The following is a 22,096-nucleotide window of genomic DNA, read 5'->3' on the forward strand; positions in this document are numbered from 1 at the left end:
CGCAAGATAAAAACATCTATATTATCAACTGTTTTTATCTTGCGCTTGATTGATATTTTACTCAGACGGTAGGCTTTACTAACGTGTTGACAACTAATAAATTACTTTTATAAATTAGATCTCATAAAATTTATAGTTCAAGCTCTATTAATTGAAACTCGTTAATACAAACAAAATTTTCAAGTTCTTCTTGAGAGCAGGTATTAATATCTTCAATTTCAACATTAATATAGGCAGAATTATATTTATCTTCCCGTCCATGATCTATGAACAAATTCAATACATATGCTGCACCAGCTTGCTCTGCCCAGTTATAAGCCGCATAAATATCATTTGCCATGACCAAAAAAAATTCATTATCAACATCACCGTATCGTAAACCTTCAGGTGTCATGAATGAGAGTGAAAAAAGATATTTATTCATGGCTGGTTAATATTTGCACGGCATCATTTTGGAATTTAAATTACCCTAATTCTGATATTTTTACCATCATTCCTGTACTGATTAATTAAAGAAGGTAAAACCATGACCAGAGAAATTAAAACCTTACTGCTCAATACCTTTGTTTGCCCAGGCAGTGGCCATTTGTGGCTAGGGAAAAAATGGGCAGGGTGGAGCATGATTATTATCACCATTATCAGTTTGTTATTTATTCTATCTGATGTTATCAGCCTATCCCAACAAGTCTCACAACAACTGCTAAACGGCACCATACCGCTGGATTTTATGGCTATCTTGGCTGAAATCGAAAATAAAACACTTTCACTGAATGGGCTCAAATTATCGCTTTTGCTGTTAATATCTGCATGGACTGTGTCAATATTGGATAGCATCAGAATGTTGATGATAAAAACCAAATAATTAACCCGTCAAATTGTAAAAACAATATCAAAAAACATCAGCTCTTCCCCGAGGCACCTGCTGTATCACGGTTTAATGAACAAATCTTTAATTGGAGGCAAGGATATTTGGCAGTAGATTGAACTAAGAGATCTTTAATGGAATAGGCTTATGAAAAGTATTATCTGTGATATTGATGGCGTGTTGTTACACGATAACAAACTCATTCCAGGCAGCGACCGCTTTATTCATCGTATCCTTGAGCAAGGTAACCCCCTTGTTATTCTGACTAATTATCCGGTACAGACAGGGAAAGATCTGCAAAACCGGTTAAGTGCTGCAGGCATTCAAGTCCCTGAAACCTGCTTTTATACTTCCGCGATGGCCACTGCCGATTTTCTAGCACACCAAGAAGGTAATAAAGCCTATGTGATTGGTGAAGGTGCTCTCACCCATGAGCTTTATAAAGCCGGCTTTACACTGACGGATATCGATCCTGACTTCGTTATTGTGGGTGAGACCCGCTCTTATAACTGGGATATGATACGTAAAGCCTCCCGTTTTATTATTGAAGGTGCCCGCTTTATTGCCACTAACCCCGATACCCATGGGCCAGCTTATAGCCCTGCCTGCGGTGCTTTATGTGCTCCTATTGAGCGCATCACAGGTAAAAAACCATTTTATGTTGGTAAACCTTCAGCTTGGATTATCCGCTCTGCGCTCAATAGCATTAATGCGCATTCTGAAAACACTGTCATTATCGGCGACAATATCAATACGGATATCTTGGCAGGTTTCCAAGCAGGCTTAGAAACCATCTTGGTCACCAGTGGCGTCAGTCAGGTAAGTGATATCGATAAACAGCCCTTCCGCCCTAACCATATTTTTGCCTGTGCCGGTGATATTGATGTGGTTTGACCCCAAACAATCTGATGTAAAGATTTACCACGAGCCTGCTATTGCGGGCTTTTTTGTTTAGATTTGCAGCAAAAACCAGATTATCTCCTAAAAATTATGATTTTATTGCGATTTACCAGAAGCAGTAGAGAATCAATAAATCCATCTACGCCAACCCAAATAAAAATAGACAATTCATAATAAATCTGCATCTTTTGTGAATTAAATTTAAAATAACACCCCAAAAAGCCATGCTAAATCCACTAAAAAGCACCAAAAAACGCATAAAACATCAATAATAGATTTGGCAAATTATTCCAAAGCTGGCAAAGTTAATCCCGTTCCCGTTTACTTTGGAGTTAGTTGTTATGTGTTCTATTTTCGCCATCTTAGATATTCAGTCCGATGCAAAAGCATTGAGACCAGTTGCACTGGAAATGTCCAAACTGATGCGTCACCGTGGGCCTGACTGGTCAGGAATCTATGCCGATGAGAAAGCTATTTTGGTCCATGAGCGTCTGGCGATTGTCGATGTTGACCATGGGGCACAACCCCTGTTGAGCGAAGATGAATCCTTAGTACTGGCAGTAAACGGCGAAATTTACAACCATAAGGAACTGAAAGCCCAATTAGGCGATAAATATCAGTACCGTACTAACTCCGACTGTGAAGTGATTCTGGCGTTATACCAAGAATATGGCACTGAATTTTTGGATATGCTGAACGGGATCTTTGCATTCGTACTTTATGATAAAGCCCGTGACATCTACCTGATTGGTCGTGATCACATGGGAATTATTCCACTGTATACCGGGTACGATGCAGAAGGAAACTTCTATGTGGCATCAGAAATGAAATCTCTTATGCCAGTATGTAAGACTGTCAGCACTTTCCAACCAGGACACTACCTCTATGGCAAAGATGCCGAAATGGTACATTACTATCAGCGTGATTGGATGAGTTATGATGCTGTTAAAGACAATGCAGCAGATAAAGCCGAGTTACGCCAAGCATTGGAAAGTGCTGTTAAGCGTCAGCTGATGTCTGACGTACCTTATGGTGTACTACTGTCTGGTGGTCTGGATTCATCTATTATTTCAGCCATTACCCAAACATTCGCCAAACGCCGTATTGAAGATGATGGCGCAACCGATGCTTGGTGGCCACAATTGCACTCTTTTGCCGTAGGGTTAAAAGGTGCGCCCGATCTGGCGGCGGCACAAAAAGTGGCAGATGCTATTGGTACTATCCACCATGAGATCCACTTTACCTTTCAAGAAGGTCTAGATGCTATCCGGGATGTGATTTACCACTTAGAAACCTATGATGTCACTACCATTCGAGCGGCAACACCAATGTATTTGATGGCGCGTAAGATTAAAGCCATGGGAATTAAGATGGTACTGTCCGGAGAAGGCGCCGATGAACTGTTTGGTGGCTATCTGTATTTCCACAAGGCCCCCAATGCTCAAGCTTTCCATGAAGAGCTGGTACGTAAACTGGACAAATTGCATCTGTATGATTGCCTGCGCGCCAACAAAGCCATGGCATCATGGGGGCTAGAAGCCCGAGTGCCTTTCCTAGATAAAGAATTTATGGATGTGGCGATGCGTATCAACCCACAGGCAAAAATGTCAGTTGATGGCCGTATCGAAAAACAGATCTTGCGTGAAGCCTTTGAAGATATTCTGCCCCATGAAGTCGCATGGCGTCAGAAAGAACAATTCAGTGATGGTGTAGGCTACTCTTGGATTGATGGTCTGAAAGAACAGGCCGCAGCACAGGTTGGCGATCGTGAACTCGAAAACGCTCACTTCCGCTTCCCGTACAACACTCCGGACACAAAGGAAGGCTACTTCTACCGGGCTATTTTTGAAGAACACTTCCCACTGGCCAGTGCAGCAGAAACTGTGCCAGGTGGTAAATCAGTAGCCTGTTCAACACCAGAGGCGCTGGCATGGGATGCTAGCTTAAGTGGGGTGATTGACCCATCTGGCCGCGCAGTGCGCTCTGTTCACGCTGATAGCTACTAAGCAAATAAGTAGTTAAAGCACGATAAAAAAGGACTGAATTGATATTCAGTCCTTTTTTCATGCTCAACCAATAACCATTCCTTGGCGAAATAATGCCAGTAATTATTTATTGCCCCCAGTATTTACCGCATAATGATCATATGGTTATCTAATGATTGACAGTATGATTTCAACGCGATTACTTCAATTTTACTGTGTGGTGTTCTGGCTGGTAATGATATGGTCAGCCATCGCACCCTTGGATCGTTTTACTTGGCTACTGGAAGTTCTGCCTGCGCTAATCGGATTTGCCTTATTGGCTCTCACCGTCAAACGCTTTCCATTAACGCCTATGCTCTATACCTTGATCTTGCTGCACTGCATTGTGCTTATGGTTGGTGGTCATTACACCTACGCTGAAGTGCCACTTTTTGACTGGTTTAGCGAGCTAAGCGGCGCAGAGCGAAACAATTACGATAAGCTCGGCCATTTTATGCAAGGCTTCGTGCCAGTAATGATTGCCAGGGAGATTTGTCAACGACAGCAGGTATTTCGTACTCACGGCTGGCAGAATTTCTTTATTGTCTGCTTTGCTCTGGCACTCAGTGCATTTTATGAATTACTGGAATGGTGGGTTGCCCTTGCCAGTGGCGAGAGTGCAGAAGCATTTCTTGGCACCCAGGGATATGAATGGGATACCCAAAGTGATATGGCTTTTGCCCTCACAGGTGCCCTCATCGCATTACTACTGCTTAGCCGTTTTCATGACCGACAATTACGGACATTAGAAAACGCATTAAAATAAAAGCCATAACTGGCCCTCAATACCTCTAGTCACTGGGCCAGTCTGCTGCAGTGGCATAGCGCACCTTGAGTCAGCAAGAAATCACAGCATATTGGCTCATAGCTATATGCCCGAGGACTGACTCCGGGTTACCCCTCAGCGTTCTCAGCTTGGGGAGCATGTCCCCATACAGCATATTCATTGCCATTTGGATCAAGAAAATGAAACCGGCGACCACCGGGAAAACTGAAAATGGGCTTGCTAATCTCGCCTCCGGCAGCCACAACTTGGTCCTGAGTTTGCGCTAAATCTAAACTGAAGAGTACGACCAGTGGTGACCCTTTGGCCAAATTAAAGGTTCTGGCTTCCTGATAAAAACCACCAGCAATCCCGGCATCCGTAAAACAACTATAATGAGCACCATAATCCTCAAACTGCCAGCCAAACACCCGGGTAAAAAACGCCTTAGTTACCGCTAAATCCCTGACGGGCAATTCCAGATAGTTAATGCGATGATGCCTTTCCATGCTGTAATAATCCTTATTTTATCTATTGTTACTGTCGCTATCCAGGCTCTCTTTCTATACCGTATTTATCTCTACAGCGTCTATTTACATACCCTTTGCCGTTGCAGAATTTACTTGGATGCGTCATCCAATATAGTAGTCAGCTACAGCATCATGACTATCACCGCCAGAGCTGATATTAATAGCCGCAACCACGCCCGGTGCATTACGGCTATGTTAACAACGACACCTAGAGGTTATAACTAGGGTCTGTTGACCTTTCAAGTTTGTTTTTGCAGCGATTTGAGGATGCTTTATACAAGGCAGAGGCTTTGATTGGTAGTGGTGCTACCTAATAAGCCGATAACGCAGTAGAAAGGAGCCTCAAACGCTGCCCGCAGGGTTCGGCTAAAAGCGTTTTACTCTTTGTTGAGCGGTTCTTGCTTAGAATAACTAGGCGACAAACCACTCGCCGCGATTAAAACGCTTTTATCTCGAACAAAATTTAATCACGAAACGTCAACAGACCCTAGGAAATTATTGCTGTAACAGCGCAGCAGCTAAACCGATAAGTGCCCCAAAAACGCCGCCCCAAACCACCAGCCAGCCGAGATGCTCTTTGATCATCTGCTGAACCATCTGTTTGACCATCTGTGGCGTCAGTTCTTCTAAACGCTGATCAACAATTTTCTGGATTTTATCCTGCATTCCCACTAACAGATCTGACTGTTCCAGTTCTTCTTTAAGCAAGGTATGGAATTGCTCACTGTCAGCTAACTCCGTCAGGGATGCTTTCATCTTGTCGATAAACGGCTGTTTCATCGGCTCCAAAGCGTCAGTGCCACCAAACATGGCCAGCATGCCACCAAAAGATGAATTGGCCACTGTATCAACTAAGGCATTAAAAGCCGGTTCCAGATCAACTTTATTAATTACTGGGGTTAAATTTAAACGGTCAACGGCGGAGCCAGATTGACTAAGAAATCGTTCAATATTTTCCCGGGTAAAAAACTGCTCCATCATAAGTTTTGCAATGGCAGCTTTAAACTGTTCAAATCGTGCGGGGATCACCCCAGAGCCATATAAACCCGGTACTTTTTCAAACAGCATATGGACAGCCAACCAGTTGGTTACTGCGCCAGACAGAGCAAATAGCCCGATAGTCTGTAACATGGCATTGGGCCAGAAATATCCCACCGCGACACAGATAGCCGCCAGCAAATTGGTTGCAACACTCTTGTCCAATTTGTTCCTCTCTTGTTCTTGATTTGCACGAAAAACGGCATTTTATACCATAGTGCTATTCCGGGTCAGTCCGGGATTTAAATCAAATACAGAGAAAATCACTTAAAGCCAATTTCTGGCATGTTTACGTAGCTCGCGGTAATCAAAAGACAAAACATGAATGCGCTCTATCGGCACTCCACCAAGAAATGCCCGCTCTTGCCCTCGCAGTACCATCTTTGGCTCACCACAAAGAAAAACCCGATGATATCGATCATAGTGATGACGACCAGCCACCAGCTCCAAGGGATCGGCCCAACGCACCCGCTTGCCATCAATATCATCTTTTTCCGCTTCAGAGCTGATACAAGCCTGATAAAAAAAGTTTCTATGCATCAGCATCAGTTTCAACATGGCTTTATGCTGATACAGATCAGCCAAATTTCGGCCACTGTGGTACAAATAAATATTGCCTTTATGCTCTCGCGCTAAAGCCTCCATAGCTATACCCGCAGCGGCGCCTAATCCGGTGCCACTGCCAATTAACACTAAGGTATCTTCCGGTAAACCAGAGAAATAATGACAATGTCCCCATGGTCCCTGCATATCCAGCGGCTCCCCCGGAATCGCATCATGAAACAACCACTGGCTAAACAGACCATTACGCTTACGCCGAATATGAATAACAACCTGTTCCTCATTGGGAACAGCAGCAATTGCATAGCTGCGACTGATACCATCTTTACGGCGCAGATTGACACACTGCCCGGCTTGAAAACGCTTGGCAGGATCACATGACAAGGTTAAAGCTGCGATAGAGTCGGTTAAATATTCCACCTGCTGCACTGATGATTGAAAATAGAGCTCTCCAGCATCAGGGGTCGCCAACGCCAAACCGGGCGCGGGTAAACATTGGCAGGCAAATAACAAACCAGCACTTTTTTGCTCTGGCTCCAGCCCTCTTTGGGCGATGAGAGCTAATTCCCCATCAAGATGCTGCAATAAGCAGCTGCGGCAACGCCCTTTCTTGCAGGAATAATTTACCGGATAACCATACCTTAATAAGGTATCGAGCACAGTCTCGCCAGCCAATGCCGTAAACTCTTTATTATTCACGTAAAAAACTGTCATTTTCGCTCTAGATCCCAAAATTACTGCGCCGGTAACAGCCGATACAACAACAGCTTGCGCTATTCTCTGGCACACACATGTTTTTAGTCAGCATTAAGTCTAGTCAAGCGCATTTAAATCGGCAGGTTTCAACTGATAAAAACTAAAGCATATATTCACACCGAAACCGAAAAATGCAGTGAATAAAGTGCAGAAATGACACCTAATAAGAATTTTCTCTCAAAACTAAACTCTCAGTAGTCCCCACTAAGAAGGCAAATACCGAAGAAAGCTGCTTGCCTACGTCGTTATCCACTTCACATCGCATTTAGCGATACCGCTGCAACAACCTTGGATAAGCATCACGCAAAATGGCACACAACCAAGCAAGACTCCCACCCCATGTAAAAAGCCGTTATCATTGGCAAAATAATTATTTTATGGTCCCTTATGTCCCGTTTTTCTTTATCCCGCCATGTCTGGGCACCCTGCCAAATCCAATCCAACAGGCAACAGGCATCTTTTGCCGCTAAATATCAGCGCTATCGCTGTCACACAGGTCTAATCACACTACTACTCGGAATGGTGACATTAAGTGGCTGTACCAGTCATCATCTCCAGTCCCATGCAAGTCTTCGCGACAGTATCTCAACCAACATTCAGCATAACGGTCTGAAGCTTTTTCGTTATAAATTGACCCGTGTGACTCCTGAAGCCAACACTAGCGGTGCATATGTTCGGCCGCGAAATAACAAGGAAGCAAAACAACTCGCCAAATATAAGCAGATAGGACGGGATAATATGGAAGCACAGGCAGAGCTTGGATTGGCCAATACAATGGCCAAACTGCAATATTGCCGGGATGGATATATTGAATTAAGCCGCCTGATAGAAACTGACCGGGCGGAGATCCGAGGAGAATGTAAAGAGGGCGCCAATGCGGAAGACCGACGCCGTTTCCCGACATTTTAATCTCTTATTTGCTTAGCTATCACCTGATACTAATCACTTATCGCCAGAAGATACTGATATGGAAAAAGCTGTTAGCTGCTCGCAATCTCCATATCTACCGCTCAACCTCAACAAAAAGTAAGTCAGAGACTAAATCAAAACAAACCTGAGGGTTTGCTGAAAAACCAAGCCGGCAGTTAGATCAGGCGGAAACTGATCTTATAGAGCTCAGTAATGCCGGGATAAATTTGCTGAATCACCTGCTGCAATTGGCTAAGCGTCATATTTTCCTGTGCGGCCTCTAATTCTGTCAGCGCGCTAAACGCGATTGGCGTTATCGCTAGGACTTCAATATTGCAAAAATGCCGCTGCTGCTCAAAAGTGGCAACCGGCAACACCTGACCGGGATACACCCCAGATTCACTTTTATCTCTTAACGTGATGGTTTTTACGCCATGCAAAATATCCGCTTCAAACCGTTCAAAAAATGTAATTTCAGTTAATGGCTGGCACATACTTTCACTGTCTTTATCTCTATATGACTCGATTATACCCAGGGCACGGTTCATTTCTCTTGCCGGTATCACTATTACCCACCGTTGTCGGTCATATCGGCACACTCAGGTTAACCCATAACAGTCTTACGCAGAATCGGGTCACGCTTGCCAATAGCGCCAATCGTTAACATCTGCGACAGGCTTATGCTAATGTGAAAAGAATGAATAGTAGGCTTAGCAAGCATACCGCTGCGCGACATATTAGAAATACGCCATGCTTTCAGGTAGAATGCGCGCCCTGATTTGATGCCCGCCGATACAGGTTAATGTGCCAGATGATACCGGGCTTACGGAGTGTTCCATGAACAAAAAACAGAAAGTACTGAAACAGATGGCTAAACGGGCCAAAGCCAAAGAAAACAAAAAAGAAAAGCCAAATCCAAGCAAAAAGGCCAAGCCAAGATACATCTCTAAAGCAGAGCGCGCCAAACTGGAGCAGCAAGCGGCACAGGACAATCAGACTGAGCAAAGTCAAACTGCCCTGCCAGAGCAAACAGCAGATAGCCAAGCGTAAATCTATCGACACTGCGGATGCCTGTCCGCAGGTGCACGTTACTTCCCGGCAAGCTACGCCGGGATATTTCCAGCTAAATGCTAAATGCTAAATGGTTAATAGCCGGCCAGAATAGCCAATATAACGAGTCCAGTTATCACACAGATAGCATTGCCTTTATAATGGCCATAGCCATTGCATGGCCACGGCTATGACTGAAGGTTAGTTATTCGTATATAACTGGGCCTGCTTACGCCGCTCAGCCGCTTCACAATCACTGAGATCTTGCTCTTCTGCCAATTGTGCCATCTGGGCACAGGATGAAGATAATGGACTGGCCGCAACCGGTGATAACTCCTCGAAATCCGCCTCGTCCTCTAAAGGATCCTTTCCTGATACTGCCACACGTCCAACCGGAATGCTTGTAGCCTCATCGACCTGAAATTGATGTTGCATACGCACTTTCTCCACCAGCCGATATGCCACCATCACGCCAGCACCCCCAAAAACCACAGAACCTAACGCCTGACCCACCAATACACCATGGGCGCCACCTAACAGGCCACCGACATACACAAAAGGAATGGTGCCTAGCAATGCCTTACCAACATTGAAAAAAGTAGAATATTTTGCCTTACCCAAATTATTAAATGACGCATTGGCGACAAATAAAATGCCGTTAAAAATAAATGACACAGCAATAAACGTCAGAAAGAAGTGGGCAATATCCGCACTCTTACCAGAAAGGTCAAACGCAGCGACTAGTGGTTGACGGCACATTAACAACAGCAGGGAGACCAAAAGTACATAGCCAATACAAAATTGAATCGCTCGGGTCAACGTTTCCCGCACCCGACCAAATTCGCGGGCACCAAAGTTTTGACCGATAATCGGGCCGATGGCCCCAGACAGCGCGAAAATCATACCAAAAGCCACCGGGATCACCCGACCAACCACGGCCCAACCCGCCACATAAGCATCACCAAATTCAGCAATCGCGCGGGTCACCACACCATTACCGATAGGCGTGGCAATATTGGTCAACATAGCAGGCACGGCAATCGCCAACACAGGGCGTAAATCGGCTTTAAACCCCGGCCAGTCCAATCGCCCTAGCAATCGATGCTTGATAATAACCCCGCGACCGGCCACCAACATAACGGCCAAACGCGCTAACACGGATGCAACCGCCGCCCCTTCAATGCCCATGGCCAATAGGAAAATAAAGATGGGATCCAATACCGCATTAACGCCACCACCGGCTAAGGTCGATAACATGGATAATCTTGCATCACCCACCGCCCGCAACGCTGCCCCCAGCGCCATAGCCAAGCAGATAAAAGGCAGTGATGGCACCAAAATATACAGGTACTTTGCCGCTAAGGTTTTGGTCTCACCACTGGCTCCGACCCAATCCAGTAAGGTTGGAATATTCAGCGTCACGATGACAGACACCAATATCGCCACAACCACAGTCACCACCGCAGCGCTCATCAGCAAACGCTTGGCCGCCGCCATATCCCGCTGCCCAATGGCTCGAGATACAACTGCGCCCAGGGCTATCGAAAGCCCGATGCCAATCGAAGTGGTAAAAAATGAAATCGTTCCGGCATAGCCAACCGCCGCCGCCAATTCCTGGTGCCCTAGCAGGCTGAGAAAAAACATATCCAGCAAATCCACCACAAACAGGGCTGAAATCCCCACCGCAGAGGTGGAGCTCATCACCCATATATGGCGCATAATACTGCCGGTTACAAACTTGGCTTGTGCCATAACACTCCCGTTTCGATCGGTTAAATATCTTCCGGCAACTCACTGCCACAACGATTACAGTAATGCGCCTCGGGATCGTGACCCGTTTTCAAACAATTAGGACAACGACGCAGATCCCGGCGGTGACCTATTTGCTGAGAGATTTCCGCCGTCACAATCCCACTAGGGATGGCAATAATGGAATAACCCAATAACATGGTAAAGGATGCTATCCCCTGGCCTAATGCGGTTTTCGGGGTAATATCGCCATAGCCGACGGTCGTAATCGTGACAATCGTCCAGTAAATGGATTTCGGGATAGAACTAAAGCCATTAGCCGGTCCTTCAACAGCGTACATAATGGCGCTCAGTACCATAATCAACAGACTGATAGAGAAAAAGAACACAAAAATTTTACGACTGCTTAGCATCATTGCTCGCAGTAACATATTGCCTTCGCTGAGATAACGGATAAGTTTCAGCACGCGGAAAATTCTGAATAGCCGCAACACCCGGATCACCATGGTCATATTGGCACCAGGGAACAACAATTCGAGATAACTAGGCAAAATAGATAACAGATCCACCACGCCATAAAAGCTGAGCATATATTTCAGCGGCCGAGCGGAACAGTAAAGCCGCAGGATATATTCCACAGTAAATAGAATGGTAAAGCCCCATTCCAGCTTTAACATCAGGGTGCCATACTGCGCTTGCATGCTGTCAACAGTCTGCAGCAAAATCAGAGCAACACTCATAATAATGCTGATAATCAGCACCATATCGAAATATCTGCCAGCCGGGGTATCGGTACCAAAAATAACACTTCGAAGTTTGGCGCGCAGCGCGGAATCGCGGGCGGGGTCGGGACGCATAATATCTTCCTGCCAGGCTCAGGCTTACAGCAATTACCGCCTGAGGTGAAAATTGCGCATACTCTTGCATTGACAGCAAAAAATCTCAAGCATTGCGCATAGTTTTACACAAAGCCGATATTGTGCTGTAACCATGGCGGGACGACATCATACAAATCGGGTATGATTTATCCTTTGATTCATTCAGTTATATTGCTAGGGGCTGTTGACCTTTCAAGTTTGTTTTTGCAGTAATTTTGGGGTTCTTTATACAAGGCAGAGGCTTTGCTGAGTCATTGCGCTAGCTGATAAAAAGAAGCATCAAACGCAGCCCGAAGGGGTCGGCCAAAAGCGCTTTACGCTTTGTTGAGTGGTTAAAACGCTTTTATCCCGAATAAAATTCAACCATAAAAGATCAACAGACCTTAGGAGCCCACCGCTTTTGCCATTTGTTCTGCTTGTATTGCTTACATTATTCAGTCTTAACTCTGCTGCCATGGCTGATTTAGTGGTAGTCGATAAGTCTGCTCGCACCATGACGCTGTATCAACAAAATACCGTGCTGGCCAGCTACCAAATAGCCTTAGGGGATACCCCTGTCGGCCATAAGCTGCAAGAAGGGGATCAGCGTACCCCACAAGGGCGTTATCTGCTTGATTATAAAAAACTGGACAGCGCCTACTACCGCGCCATTCATATCTCTTATCCAAATCAAGCTGACAGGCTGCGAGCTCAGGCACTTGGCGTATCCCCTGGGGGACAGATTATGATCCACGGGCAAAATCCCAATTCATCTCTCCCCCCCAAGGAGCAACAACAATATAACTGGACCAATGGCTGCATTGCCGTTACCAATGCAGAAATGGATGAAATCTGGCCACTTATTTCCCCAGGTACACCAATTGAAATTTGGCCCTAAGCTATCCCCAGATATGACCTAATAGGATCCCCGATGGATTATCACACTTTGATGCAAAGCTGGGCGGATTTTTCCGCTCAAATACAAACAATGATCAGCGAGCTGGGACTGACTGAGCTGCATTGTGATCACGCTGCTTTACGGGTTAATGACCTGGCACAAGCCGAAGCCCTTAAACAGGCATTCAGCCAGCAGGGACAACTGATCTCCGATAACCAAATTAACGGACGTAGTATCTGCATTTTCAAACTTGACCAGCCACTACCACTCGGCACGCTAAGGGTAAATTGTATTGAATTACCTTTTCCCTCAGACAAGCACTACCCGACACCTGGCTGGGAACATATTGAGCTGGTCGTCCCCACCCGAGCTAACATGCCTACCGCCTTGAACTGTGAGGCATTGCTTGAACAGATAAAGGAACAATTTCCGCAGTTGATCCCTGTTTTAGCTGGTGAAACTGGTTATAAAATCAAACTCAGCTCCCCTGCTAGCGAGCATGAACGTCTTGCTAACCCCACTGTGGCACTGAAAAAAGATGGGCTGTGCATCAAACTTCATCCCCATGGGATTGAAGCGGTAATCGCCAGTGAACGCTCTTAAGCATCATTAGGACAATAATCAGTCCACCCCATGTCAGACGATTACAAATACAAGGTCATTCGCCATGACATCAACCCCTGACATTCAACGTGGCAATCACGCAGTCGAGCAAGCAGTTCAACTGCCATTTTCACAGGCCTGTGAAAATAACAAAATGCCGATTTGGCAACAGCTTGCCCCGTTATTTAAGTCCAGAAAACAGATCTTAGAAATCGGCAGTGGTAGCGGTCAGCATGCCACCTTTTTTGCCCCACAATTACCTCATTGCCAGTGGCAATGCACTGAGCGTCCACAGTTCTTAAATGGACTACAGGCAAGGCTAGAACAGGAAGATGTGGCGAATATCCCCGACGCCGTGCCGCTGGATGTACTGACGCCGCCACTATGTCCACCTTGTCAATGTGATGCTATTTTTACCGCCAACACCCTGCATATTATGTCTCCTGCCGCCGTTAAAGCTTGTTTTGCACTAGCGGGGAAATGGCTGCCTCTGGGTGGTTTGATGGTTATTTATGGCCCGGTTAATCGCCAAGGACGCTTTACCTCGGCATCGAATAAAGCCTTTGATCAACGGATCCGAGCCAGAGATAGCCAAAGCGGGATCCGCGATATCGCTTGGTTGACAGCACTGGCTGGCGAGGTTGGATTAACGCTGCAGCAAGACCTGACAATGCCTGCTAATAACTGTTTGCTGGTCATGGAAAAAACCTCTGCTTAACAGGCGCGACACCCAAAGGAAAAACCGCTATGCTGACGGCCTATTTCAGGGACTTTTTCTAAGGCACTACCATGGCTTATGTTACGACTCACAAGCACCCTAACGGTCTGGATTATGTTGATATCGACACCCCTTTGTGTCACGCCAGGATTTTTTTACAGGGCGCACAAATCGTTGAGTTTCAACCCAAGGGGCAACCACCACTGCTATGGTGCTCAACTGAAAATGACTACCAACCGGGCCAAGGGATCCGTGGCGGCGTGCCCATCTGCTGGCCTTGGTTCGGTCAAAGTGAACAAGCTGATTTTCCCCAACATGGTTTTGCCCGTAATCGGATCTGGCAATTAGACAGTGTGGATGTAGATAGTGAATTAGTGCGGTTACGGTTTAGCTTGCCCCGCTCTGAGCATGACAATAAATTCTGGCCCCACCACAGCAGCCTAAGTGTCGAGTTTACACTGGGGCAAAGTCTAAAAATTGATCTTATCAATGAAAACTTATCTGATAACAGCATTAAGCTGACCCAGGCATTGCACACTTATCTGCCTATTGGTGATATTCATCGCCTGAAAGCCACTGGCTTTGCGGCATCGCAATATATTGAATTTGGTGAGGGACCTGTTAAACAGCAGGAAGATGCGGTCAGTTTTACCCAAGAAACCGACCGAGTTTATACCCGCTTAAGCCCTGTGCAACAATTACATACTCCTGACGGTATCATTTGTGTCAGTCGGCAACATAGCCGCTCTGCTGTGTTGTGGAATCCCTGGATCGACAAATCCAAGCGTTTGAGCTGTTTCCACGATGAGGATTACCTCACCATGGTCTGCCTAGAAGCTGCCAACGTACTGGAAGATAGAGTCATTTTACCTGCTGGCGCCAGTCACACCCTGAGCACAGAAATCAGTTGGGCCGATTAAACTGCTTTTCACCCTGGCCAGACACTCTGCTCTGCGCCACCATCTAACTCTAACACCTTGCCGGTGATCCAGTTTCCTGACTCTCCGGCAAGATATAACACCGCACTGGCAATATCATCGGTATTCCCCAACCGAGCCAAAGGGGTATTTCGTGCCATCGTCTCAAGTAGCCCCTCTGGTGCGGCTCGTTTCAACGCATCAGTCATCACAGGTCCTGGTGCCACGGCATTGACTCTAATATGAGGAGCCAACTCCGCTGCCAGTAATTTAGTCAGTTGCGTTAAAGCCGCTTTGGCTGTTCCATAAGCCGTAAAACCTGGCTGACTGTAACGCGCAGCAGCTGAAGTGATATTAATAATCACCCCATTTCGCATATGGGGCGCGCATAACTGAATCAATGCGTAAGCCGAGGTGACATTAAACTCAAAGATCCGAGTAAATGCCTCTGCAGATAAGGTCATCGCATTATTAGGCCCGCCACCACCGGCATTATTCACCAACACATCTAATCGCCCGAAATGGGTCAAAGTCCGATCCAGTAACACCTGCCGTGCTTGACTGTCCATTACATCACAACTTACAGCCAATGCCTGATAGCCAGATTGTCGCATTTCTGCAACCATGGCATCCAATGGTTCACTTTGCCTTGCCGCACAAACGACTCGATAGCCAGTAGCGGCTAACTTCAAGGCAATCGCCCGCCCAATACCTTTGCTGGCGCCTGTCACAATCGCAACAGCTTGAGTTTCTGCAGACATAGATGTGCTCCTTACAGCTTGACTCCAGTTACTGTAAACATGGGTAAAGTGAGCTTGCGAGACAACCTGCAAAAAGACTACCTTTAACCATCAATTACATTGCCAATCAGATAGAAAAAAAGAGGCCATTTAGGCCTCTTTTTATTTCGCACAAATATTGTCAGCGTTTATACATCAGTAATATTGTCACTCTGCTCTACTGAGCACATGCTTTCACCACGCCAGCATCTTTCACCATCACGGTCGCCTGGCCAGCTGCTGCAGAGCTAGAGAAATAACTGACCTCAAACTGCATCTCAGCTGTCGCTTTGAGCTCATCGGCTGTCGGCTGCCCCCCACTGATACTGGGGCTAACAATGGAACTATGGTGTCCTTTAGTAAAACGCACCGCTCCAGAGCCAACCTTAGTGCCATCAACACATCCCAGCCCCAACGCTGAAATTAAAGGCTCAGTGCCCGATAGCGGGAACCCTGCCACTTGGTTAGGCAACACCTGATCAGGCTTGTTAGTATCAGTACCATCACCAACTACCTCAATCAAATGCACTGGGGTCTGAGTGGCTGTTAACATACTGGCTTGATTGATAGGATCGGCACTATCAATCGCCGTTTGTACTGCAAAAGCAAATCCAGGCACAAAAGCTTGATACACAGTCTGAACCAAAGCGGCATACTCAGGAGTTCCGGGTTCTAACCCCGCCGTATTGGCATTATCCACCAAGAGCTGGAATTCTGGCGTAGCAACAATGGTATCAAACAACACAGGGCCAAAAGTTGCGGAGCCAGCAAATGCCCCCGCTAACCCCCCCGCAGGTGCAACCAATGAGGCGGCCTGAGTTGCATAAGCATTGGGGAGCGGCGAGCCATCAGCTGGATTTTTCAGCCCAGTGTTGGCATATGTCGCTAAGCTGGTATTCACGATGGCGCCAAGACTCAAGCCTTGAGAGCTGATTTTAGTGACATCAATAATCTGCGGCTGACCGGCCTGAGCCAATTGCATCGCTAACCCGGTAAAAGTCAGACGCACCGCTAAATGATCAGAAATCGCCTGACGGAAATTATCTCGTACCGTCAAGGTTGAAGCGACATTTACAAAGACTAAAGGATCACCATTTTTAAAGGCATTGGGTTGGCCGATAACGGCACCATATTCAGGTGATGTTGCCGTCACTTCGTACTCACCATCCGCATTTAAATCAAATGACCGACTACCGTGCAGTGGCATATCCATAGCAATAGTCGCGACCCCTTGCGCGGCATAGGCACCAATATAAGACAATGCCATTTCCTTACCGCCCCCTAAACCATGCAGTGCCATCACCGCTGGCCAGCCATTGGTGGGTGCCACAAACTCTTTGCCTTGGGCTTCAACAAATGTTTTTAATCGTGCGGCATTAGGCAGTGCCACCAGCACATCGACAGTCTCATAGTTCTTAATCTTTACAATAGGATTAAATTTCGTCAGATGCTTAGTTGGATCAGCGGGTTGGCCATTATCCAACACCCAGCTAAAGCCAGCCATTTTAGCCGGATTTGCTAACGCTTCGGTGGGGTTAAGCCCATGGGCAACTGCCTGCTCAGCAAATTTAGTTTGGCTCAAGGTGCCAGCGCTTAGCGCCAGCAGTACAGATACCGGACTGTCACCCAGTGCCTGCCAATGACCATTAACGAGCGGAATTGGCTTACCATCAACCAAAACCAAATTTCCTTGCTCATCACGCTGGAAACAGGCCGTGCTGCTGCAATCACCATAAACAGGCAATTTAATTTTAGCGATATGCATATCCGCCAAACTAGCCACAACATAGGCATCACCATGGGTTTCAGGCGTCATCCCGGCCATCTGCGCAGCAGTAATACCCAGCGGCTGTAATGGCAGTCCACCTGCACTTGGAATAAGCTGCGGAGCATAAGGATTCATCGGCTTACTGTTATCTACCATCAACAGCTTGTTGGTTTCATATACATCCGGAATTGACTGCGTGGTGAAAATCGCGGAATAGCTGATGGACTCTTTATCCACCCCATGGGCAGAAGCCACCCCTTTTTCATAGCTGTTCACCAGTGTCTGCAGTGCCAGCTGATCTGGGGTTTCTAACGGATGAGTCGTAATATCCAGTTTAAGCAGTGCGTAAGTGGATGACGGGGATATGGCTCGGCCTTCTGAGTCCTGAATTAGATTGGTGGTTAGATAGATATAGGACTGATTCTGCTTAAGCGGTTTCAAGGGCACAATCACAATATTGTTACCCGAAGCCTGGCTGATAAAGTCCACGCCGTAGGTTAACTCAGCACCAACCTTACACGCTGATACAGAGGCCTTATCAGCACAGGTAGGATCTGTAGAAAGAGCACCACCGACCGTGGCCTCAAACATTCGCACGGCACCTGGTTGGGCAACGGAGGCCGCGCTGAGTGTTAGCGCCCCGCCTTCGTGATAATTCGCCGGTTCCATCTCTATGCTAATAGGCGATGTGGTCGACCAACCATCAAGCGCACCAAGCGCGAGTGAAGGATTGGTATAATCCCCAGACTCCTCACCGGGGATATTCAAGGTACCATCTGTAGTACCACTAAATAGCAGATCATTGGGCAACGGCATTTTGCCGTTGGCCGGGTCAAAAACGATATGGGACTCGGGGATTAGCGGGACGGTATCTTCTTTGATCTCGTCATATGTATCTCCGCCACATCCTGTCAGCCCAATTGCAGAGGCGATGGCTACACCCAGAAAGAGTCGTTTCATGGTTTTACCCCAAATCCTGTTGTAATAATTTTGTTTTCCCCAAGAAATTGGTCACAATGGCATCCAAGTGTGACCAAATAGAGCCGTATTAAGCCCGTGGTTAACATCAAAGTTAACGTAAAAATATACGCTTAGCTACATTTTTATTACATACCAGTAAAGCATATTTAATGGCCATTTGTTCATCTGTTTAAAACACGTCTACCGCTGTGTAAAAGATGCTTGATATCAAGGCATTTTCATTAAAAGGAAGTTGTTACCTATGTTGGAATACCAAATTGCACCTGATGCCCTGCAGCACAAGACCATACTGATCACCGGTGCAGGTGATGGAATTGGCCGAGTTGCCGCGCTAAGTTACGCCGCGCATGGCGCAACCGTGATATTACTGGGTAAAACCGTGAAAAAACTGGAAGCGGTATATGATGAAATTATTGCTCTTGGCGGCCCACAACCGGCAATTGTGCCACTGGATTTAATGGGCGCCAGCGAGCAGCACTACCAAGATATGGCTGAAACAATTGCTGAACAATTTGGGGCGTTAGATGGCTTGCTGCACAATGCGGGATTACTCGGGGTATTAGGACCAATTGAACATACCGACTTAAAAAGTTTTCAGGATGTTATGCAAGTCAATGTCACAGCTCAGCTAATGATGACCAAGGCACTATTACCCATCCTGCGCCAAGCAAAACATGCTTCTGTCCTCTTTACTTCAAGTGGTGTAGGCCGTCAGGGGCGGGCTTATTGGGGAGGGTATGCTATTTCAAAATTTGCGACTGAAGGACTGATGCAGGTTTTAGCCCATGAATGTGAAGGCAGCAGTGTCAGGGTTAACAGTATCAACCCCGGCCCGACTAGAACAGCCATGCGTGCAAGTGCTTATCCAGCTGAAAATCCAGCAACCTTGCTAACGGCGGAGCAAATTATGCCCACGTATCTTTACCTGATGAGCGATCAATCCATCGCTGAAAACGGTAACGCTTTCAGCGCCCAGTGATAAGGACACGGCCACAAAACTGAAATCCGTCATATTGGCGGATTTTTTTCATCACTGACAAAGAAAATCTGATTTGGACTGAAATTACCGCTACAATACTCGCCTTGAAATTATTAGACAGGTGTAACATGCGAGTTTGTGGTGTTGAATTGAAAGGCGGCGAAGCCGTAATTTGTTTGCTCAGTCAGGAAGGCGATACCTTTAATATCCCGGATTGCCGCAAGCAATCTTTTCAGGTATCCCATTCAGCGGCCACCGAGTCCATAGTGGACTTTCACTTTGCATTTAAAAAGCTGCTGGAAGACTACAAAGTTGACGAAGTAGCCATTATTGAACGGGAGCAGAAAGGTAAATTTGCTGGCAGTGCGACCAGCTTCAAACTGGAAGCGGCCATTCAGCTGTGCGGTCTGCCTGTCACACTGATCCAGCCTCAGGACATCAAAGCCCAACTAAAACGTAATCCGCCACAAGTTGATTTTGTTGGTCTAGAGCTGAAAAAATTCCAGGAAAATGCATTTGAAGTGGCCTATGCATTTCAAATGATGAAGCAGTTCAATAAAGTCTGGTAAGTTTTTAGGGTCTGTAAGCCAATTACAGACCCTGTTATTTGTCATATGTAGACAAAAATGGTTACGACAGCATCAAAGTAGCCTGCGGTCGGCATTCCTCTTAGCAACGTGGCACAATTCTTATCCCCGCGTTTTTACAACCACAGCCAACATTGTCAATAAGTAGCAAGTCAGTATCATGCAGTATTTACAGGGTTATAGTCAGGATATCCGCGATAAAGTCAGTACTTTGATACAAGCTGGCAAACTTGGTCAGGTGCTTAAGCAGCGATACCCGCAATCCGAGCATAATATTCGCAATGATAAGGCGCTGTACCAATTGGCCATGTCACTGAAACAACGCTACCTGAAAAAGTCCGCGCCGCTTGCCAAAGTTGTCTTTGATGACAAGATCAGTTTGCAGCACCAAGCACTCGGATTACACACTTATATCAGCCGCAAACAGGGCAATAAACTCAAAGCTAAAAATGAGATACGTATTGCGGCAAAATTAAAACAGCTACCTGAGCCACTACTCACTATGGTTGTCGTCCACGAGTTGGCCCACCTAAAAGAAAAAGATCACAACAAAGCATTTTACCAACTCTGTACCTATATGGAGCCGGATTATTTTCAGCTAGAATTTGATTTGCGCCTCTATCTGACTTGGCTTGAAGTTGAGAGTAACTGAAAAACAATCTATTTTTTAATACCTTAAAAACAAACCGTGCTATTTCAGCCGTTAATACAGTTTTATAGTCTTAAACAGTTAAAACACTATTTATACCATCCCACTTACATAAACAAGTCAAGCTCTGCGCATTATCCAGACGCACCGCTATCTTAGCGTGATAAAGCCCCATCTTTCATTGCCAACATCGAGGCAATTCAACCTGCGCTTCACTTTTATCCGAGCTCATTCTCAGTTATCAAAATATTTGCGAGATAGGGTAAATAATGAAGAAATATTATTCATTCAATAGATAATTACGCCTATCTGAATATTGATTGATAACCATTTTCATTTATAATCGCAAAAGTATCTGACTTTATGTAAGGTAATATCCATGGGGATAGCAGTGATATCCAGCCGTCAGGCCAATCGGTTAGCCCGGCACCACCATAGCTCATCTGCATCGTCATGTTTCCGCCCCGGTATGACAGATATCTCCTCGGTAGCCTCTCAAACCATTATGCCCTCAATTGATGGCTACACAGTGCTGAAATGCAAAAGCAAATATCAAGCTAAAAATAAAGCCAATAACCGAAGCGAACAGAAACATAAGCACTGCTCCATGTCGGTTGGAGAACCCTTGGTAAAAAAGGATAAAAAGCGTCAGTACAAAGAGCTAAAAAAACTCGGCAAAAAAAAGCTGAAAAAAGGCCTTAAAACACTGTTATGGCAAGATGATAGCGCTCAATTACCAGCATCAGAGTTTCAGTCGTTAAAAAAACGGCTAAAATCCGGTATCACCACGCTGTTGCAGCCTGCAACTTCTGACATACCTCTGGATCGCAAGGAAGATACCGGCCCTCGTTGGCACAGGTCTGCAACTGGTCACGGCAAGACTATTTTCTCCAGCACAATCGATATCAATCACAGCAATAGCCAGGCACAATGCCAACAACGACCTGTAGTGAACAACCAGCAACAGTTGAACTTAGCAGCACGCGCATCTGTTGCCGCTAATTGTGATACTCAACGCTGTGGTAACACACAGCTTTGTCCCATCAACTGTCTAAAACCATTAAAAGTAACACCCTGCCGACGCTGCCCAGCACTCAATGGCAAACCTTGTCACTGCGCAGTCAAATTACAGCAAAAACAATTGGCTGCAGGCATATTTCCACCTCAGCATGATACAACTTTACCTACTAACGAACACAAAAAAGCCGGCTGAGC

The 22,096-nt window shown here is 46.1% G+C and carries 23 protein-coding genes; 14 read left to right on the forward strand and 9 right to left on the reverse strand.

Translation table 11 applies throughout. The features are described from left to right. Nucleotides 1-130: 130 nt before the first annotated feature. Complete coding sequence (locus tag NFHSH190041_RS12580) at nt 131-424, reverse strand: hypothetical protein (RefSeq protein ID WP_261922152.1); 294 nt, start codon at nt 422-424, stop codon at nt 131-133. 102 nt (nt 425-526) lie between these two features. Here NFHSH190041_RS12580 and NFHSH190041_RS12585 point away from each other — a divergent pair, with 102 nt between their 5' ends. From NFHSH190041_RS12585 to NFHSH190041_RS12600, 4 genes are all read left to right on the forward strand, one after another. Further along, nucleotides 527-862: a hypothetical protein gene (locus NFHSH190041_RS12585; protein ID WP_261922153.1), complete on the forward strand. Its 336-nt coding sequence runs from the start codon at nt 527-529 to the stop codon at nt 860-862. Nucleotides 863-1,012: 150 nt separating this feature from the next. Further along, entirely contained in the window at nt 1,013-1,759 is a 747-nt protein-coding gene (locus tag NFHSH190041_RS12590; RefSeq protein ID WP_261922154.1) for an HAD-IIA family hydrolase, read from the forward strand. A 347-nt stretch (nt 1,760-2,106) separates the two neighbouring features. Then, on the forward strand, nt 2,107-3,771 hold the full coding sequence (asnB, locus tag NFHSH190041_RS12595; RefSeq protein ID WP_261922155.1) for an asparagine synthase B: 1,665 nt from the start codon (nt 2,107-2,109) through the stop codon (nt 3,769-3,771). A gap of 151 nt (nt 3,772-3,922) precedes the next feature. After that, a complete protein-coding gene (locus tag NFHSH190041_RS12600) occupies nt 3,923-4,555 on the forward strand; it encodes a DUF2238 domain-containing protein (protein ID WP_261922156.1) in 633 nt (210 codons plus the stop codon). A gap of 128 nt (nt 4,556-4,683) precedes the next feature. Here the strand turns inward: NFHSH190041_RS12600 and NFHSH190041_RS12605 are convergent, their stop codons facing one another. The 3 genes from NFHSH190041_RS12605 to NFHSH190041_RS12620 form a co-directional block, all read right to left on the reverse strand. Further along, the gene (locus tag NFHSH190041_RS12605; protein WP_261922157.1) at nt 4,684-5,061 is read right to left on the reverse strand and encodes a VOC family protein; all 378 of its coding nucleotides are present in this window, start codon (nt 5,059-5,061) and stop codon (nt 4,684-4,686) included. Between the two features lie 516 nt (nt 5,062-5,577). Further along, the gene (locus NFHSH190041_RS12615) at nt 5,578-6,285 is read right to left on the reverse strand and encodes a DUF445 domain-containing protein (RefSeq protein ID WP_261922158.1); all 708 of its coding nucleotides are present in this window, start codon (nt 6,283-6,285) and stop codon (nt 5,578-5,580) included. Nucleotides 6,286-6,387: 102 nt separating this feature from the next. Continuing rightward, nucleotides 6,388-7,395 (reverse strand): 2Fe-2S iron-sulfur cluster-binding protein, encoded by a 1,008-nt coding sequence (locus tag NFHSH190041_RS12620; protein ID WP_261922159.1) that lies wholly within the window; start codon nt 7,393-7,395, stop codon nt 6,388-6,390. A gap of 429 nt (nt 7,396-7,824) precedes the next feature. Here NFHSH190041_RS12620 and NFHSH190041_RS12625 point away from each other — a divergent pair, with 429 nt between their 5' ends. Beyond that, on the forward strand, nt 7,825-8,346 hold the full coding sequence (locus NFHSH190041_RS12625; protein WP_261922160.1) for a hypothetical protein: 522 nt from the start codon (nt 7,825-7,827) through the stop codon (nt 8,344-8,346). A gap of 176 nt (nt 8,347-8,522) precedes the next feature. Here the strand turns inward: NFHSH190041_RS12625 and yqfB are convergent, their stop codons facing one another. After that, nucleotides 8,523-8,840 carry a N(4)-acetylcytidine aminohydrolase gene (yqfB, locus tag NFHSH190041_RS12630; protein WP_261925118.1) on the reverse strand — a complete coding sequence of 106 codons (318 nt, stop codon included), beginning with the start codon at nt 8,838-8,840 and terminating at the stop codon, nt 8,523-8,525. Nucleotides 8,841-9,183: 343 nt separating this feature from the next. Here yqfB and NFHSH190041_RS12635 point away from each other — a divergent pair, with 343 nt between their 5' ends. Continuing rightward, nucleotides 9,184-9,396 carry a DUF2986 domain-containing protein gene (locus NFHSH190041_RS12635; RefSeq protein WP_261922161.1) on the forward strand — a complete coding sequence of 71 codons (213 nt, stop codon included), beginning with the start codon at nt 9,184-9,186 and terminating at the stop codon, nt 9,394-9,396. Nucleotides 9,397-9,597: 201 nt separating this feature from the next. Here NFHSH190041_RS12635 and NFHSH190041_RS12640 read toward each other — a convergent pair whose 3' ends face one another. Next, complete coding sequence (locus NFHSH190041_RS12640) at nt 9,598-11,148, reverse strand: MATE family efflux transporter (protein WP_261922162.1); 1,551 nt, start codon at nt 11,146-11,148, stop codon at nt 9,598-9,600. 20 nt (nt 11,149-11,168) lie between these two features. Then, nucleotides 11,169-12,002: an ion transporter gene (locus NFHSH190041_RS12645; RefSeq protein ID WP_261922163.1), complete on the reverse strand. Its 834-nt coding sequence runs from the start codon at nt 12,000-12,002 to the stop codon at nt 11,169-11,171. Nucleotides 12,003-12,477: 475 nt separating this feature from the next. Here NFHSH190041_RS12645 and NFHSH190041_RS12650 point away from each other — a divergent pair, with 475 nt between their 5' ends. From NFHSH190041_RS12650 to NFHSH190041_RS12665, 4 genes are all read left to right on the forward strand, one after another. Beyond that, nucleotides 12,478-12,900, forward strand: a complete 423-nt coding sequence (locus NFHSH190041_RS12650) for a murein L,D-transpeptidase family protein (protein WP_261925119.1) — start codon at nt 12,478-12,480, stop codon at nt 12,898-12,900. Between the two features lie 33 nt (nt 12,901-12,933). Further along, nucleotides 12,934-13,503 carry a VOC family protein gene (locus NFHSH190041_RS12655; RefSeq protein ID WP_261922164.1) on the forward strand — a complete coding sequence of 190 codons (570 nt, stop codon included), beginning with the start codon at nt 12,934-12,936 and terminating at the stop codon, nt 13,501-13,503. A 64-nt stretch (nt 13,504-13,567) separates the two neighbouring features. Continuing rightward, the gene (locus NFHSH190041_RS12660) at nt 13,568-14,221 is read left to right on the forward strand and encodes a class I SAM-dependent methyltransferase (protein WP_261922165.1); all 654 of its coding nucleotides are present in this window, start codon (nt 13,568-13,570) and stop codon (nt 14,219-14,221) included. 71 nt (nt 14,222-14,292) lie between these two features. Next, entirely contained in the window at nt 14,293-15,141 is an 849-nt protein-coding gene (locus NFHSH190041_RS12665) for a D-hexose-6-phosphate mutarotase (RefSeq protein ID WP_261922166.1), read from the forward strand. An 8-nt stretch (nt 15,142-15,149) separates the two neighbouring features. Here the strand turns inward: NFHSH190041_RS12665 and NFHSH190041_RS12670 are convergent, their stop codons facing one another. Then, nucleotides 15,150-15,899, reverse strand: a complete 750-nt coding sequence (locus tag NFHSH190041_RS12670; protein WP_261922167.1) for an SDR family NAD(P)-dependent oxidoreductase — start codon at nt 15,897-15,899, stop codon at nt 15,150-15,152. A 196-nt stretch (nt 15,900-16,095) separates the two neighbouring features. Continuing rightward, nucleotides 16,096-18,645 (reverse strand): VolA/Pla-1 family phospholipase, encoded by a 2,550-nt coding sequence (locus NFHSH190041_RS12675; protein WP_261922168.1) that lies wholly within the window; start codon nt 18,643-18,645, stop codon nt 16,096-16,098. Nucleotides 18,646-18,907: 262 nt separating this feature from the next. Here NFHSH190041_RS12675 and NFHSH190041_RS12680 point away from each other — a divergent pair, with 262 nt between their 5' ends. From NFHSH190041_RS12680 to NFHSH190041_RS12695, 4 genes are all read left to right on the forward strand, one after another. Then, on the forward strand, nt 18,908-19,645 hold the full coding sequence (locus tag NFHSH190041_RS12680) for a YciK family oxidoreductase (RefSeq protein WP_261922169.1): 738 nt from the start codon (nt 18,908-18,910) through the stop codon (nt 19,643-19,645). Between the two features lie 128 nt (nt 19,646-19,773). Continuing rightward, nucleotides 19,774-20,214 (forward strand): DUF3010 family protein, encoded by a 441-nt coding sequence (locus tag NFHSH190041_RS12685; RefSeq protein ID WP_261922170.1) that lies wholly within the window; start codon nt 19,774-19,776, stop codon nt 20,212-20,214. A 178-nt stretch (nt 20,215-20,392) separates the two neighbouring features. Continuing rightward, the gene (locus NFHSH190041_RS12690; protein ID WP_261922171.1) at nt 20,393-20,884 is read left to right on the forward strand and encodes a M48 family metallopeptidase; all 492 of its coding nucleotides are present in this window, start codon (nt 20,393-20,395) and stop codon (nt 20,882-20,884) included. A gap of 376 nt (nt 20,885-21,260) precedes the next feature. Further along, entirely contained in the window at nt 21,261-22,094 is an 834-nt protein-coding gene (locus NFHSH190041_RS12695) for a hypothetical protein (protein ID WP_261922172.1), read from the forward strand. Nucleotides 22,095-22,096: the final 2 nt, after the last annotated feature.

Source organism: Shewanella sp. NFH-SH190041, from assembly GCF_024363255.1.
Taxonomy (GTDB): Bacteria; Pseudomonadota; Gammaproteobacteria; order Enterobacterales; family Shewanellaceae; genus Shewanella.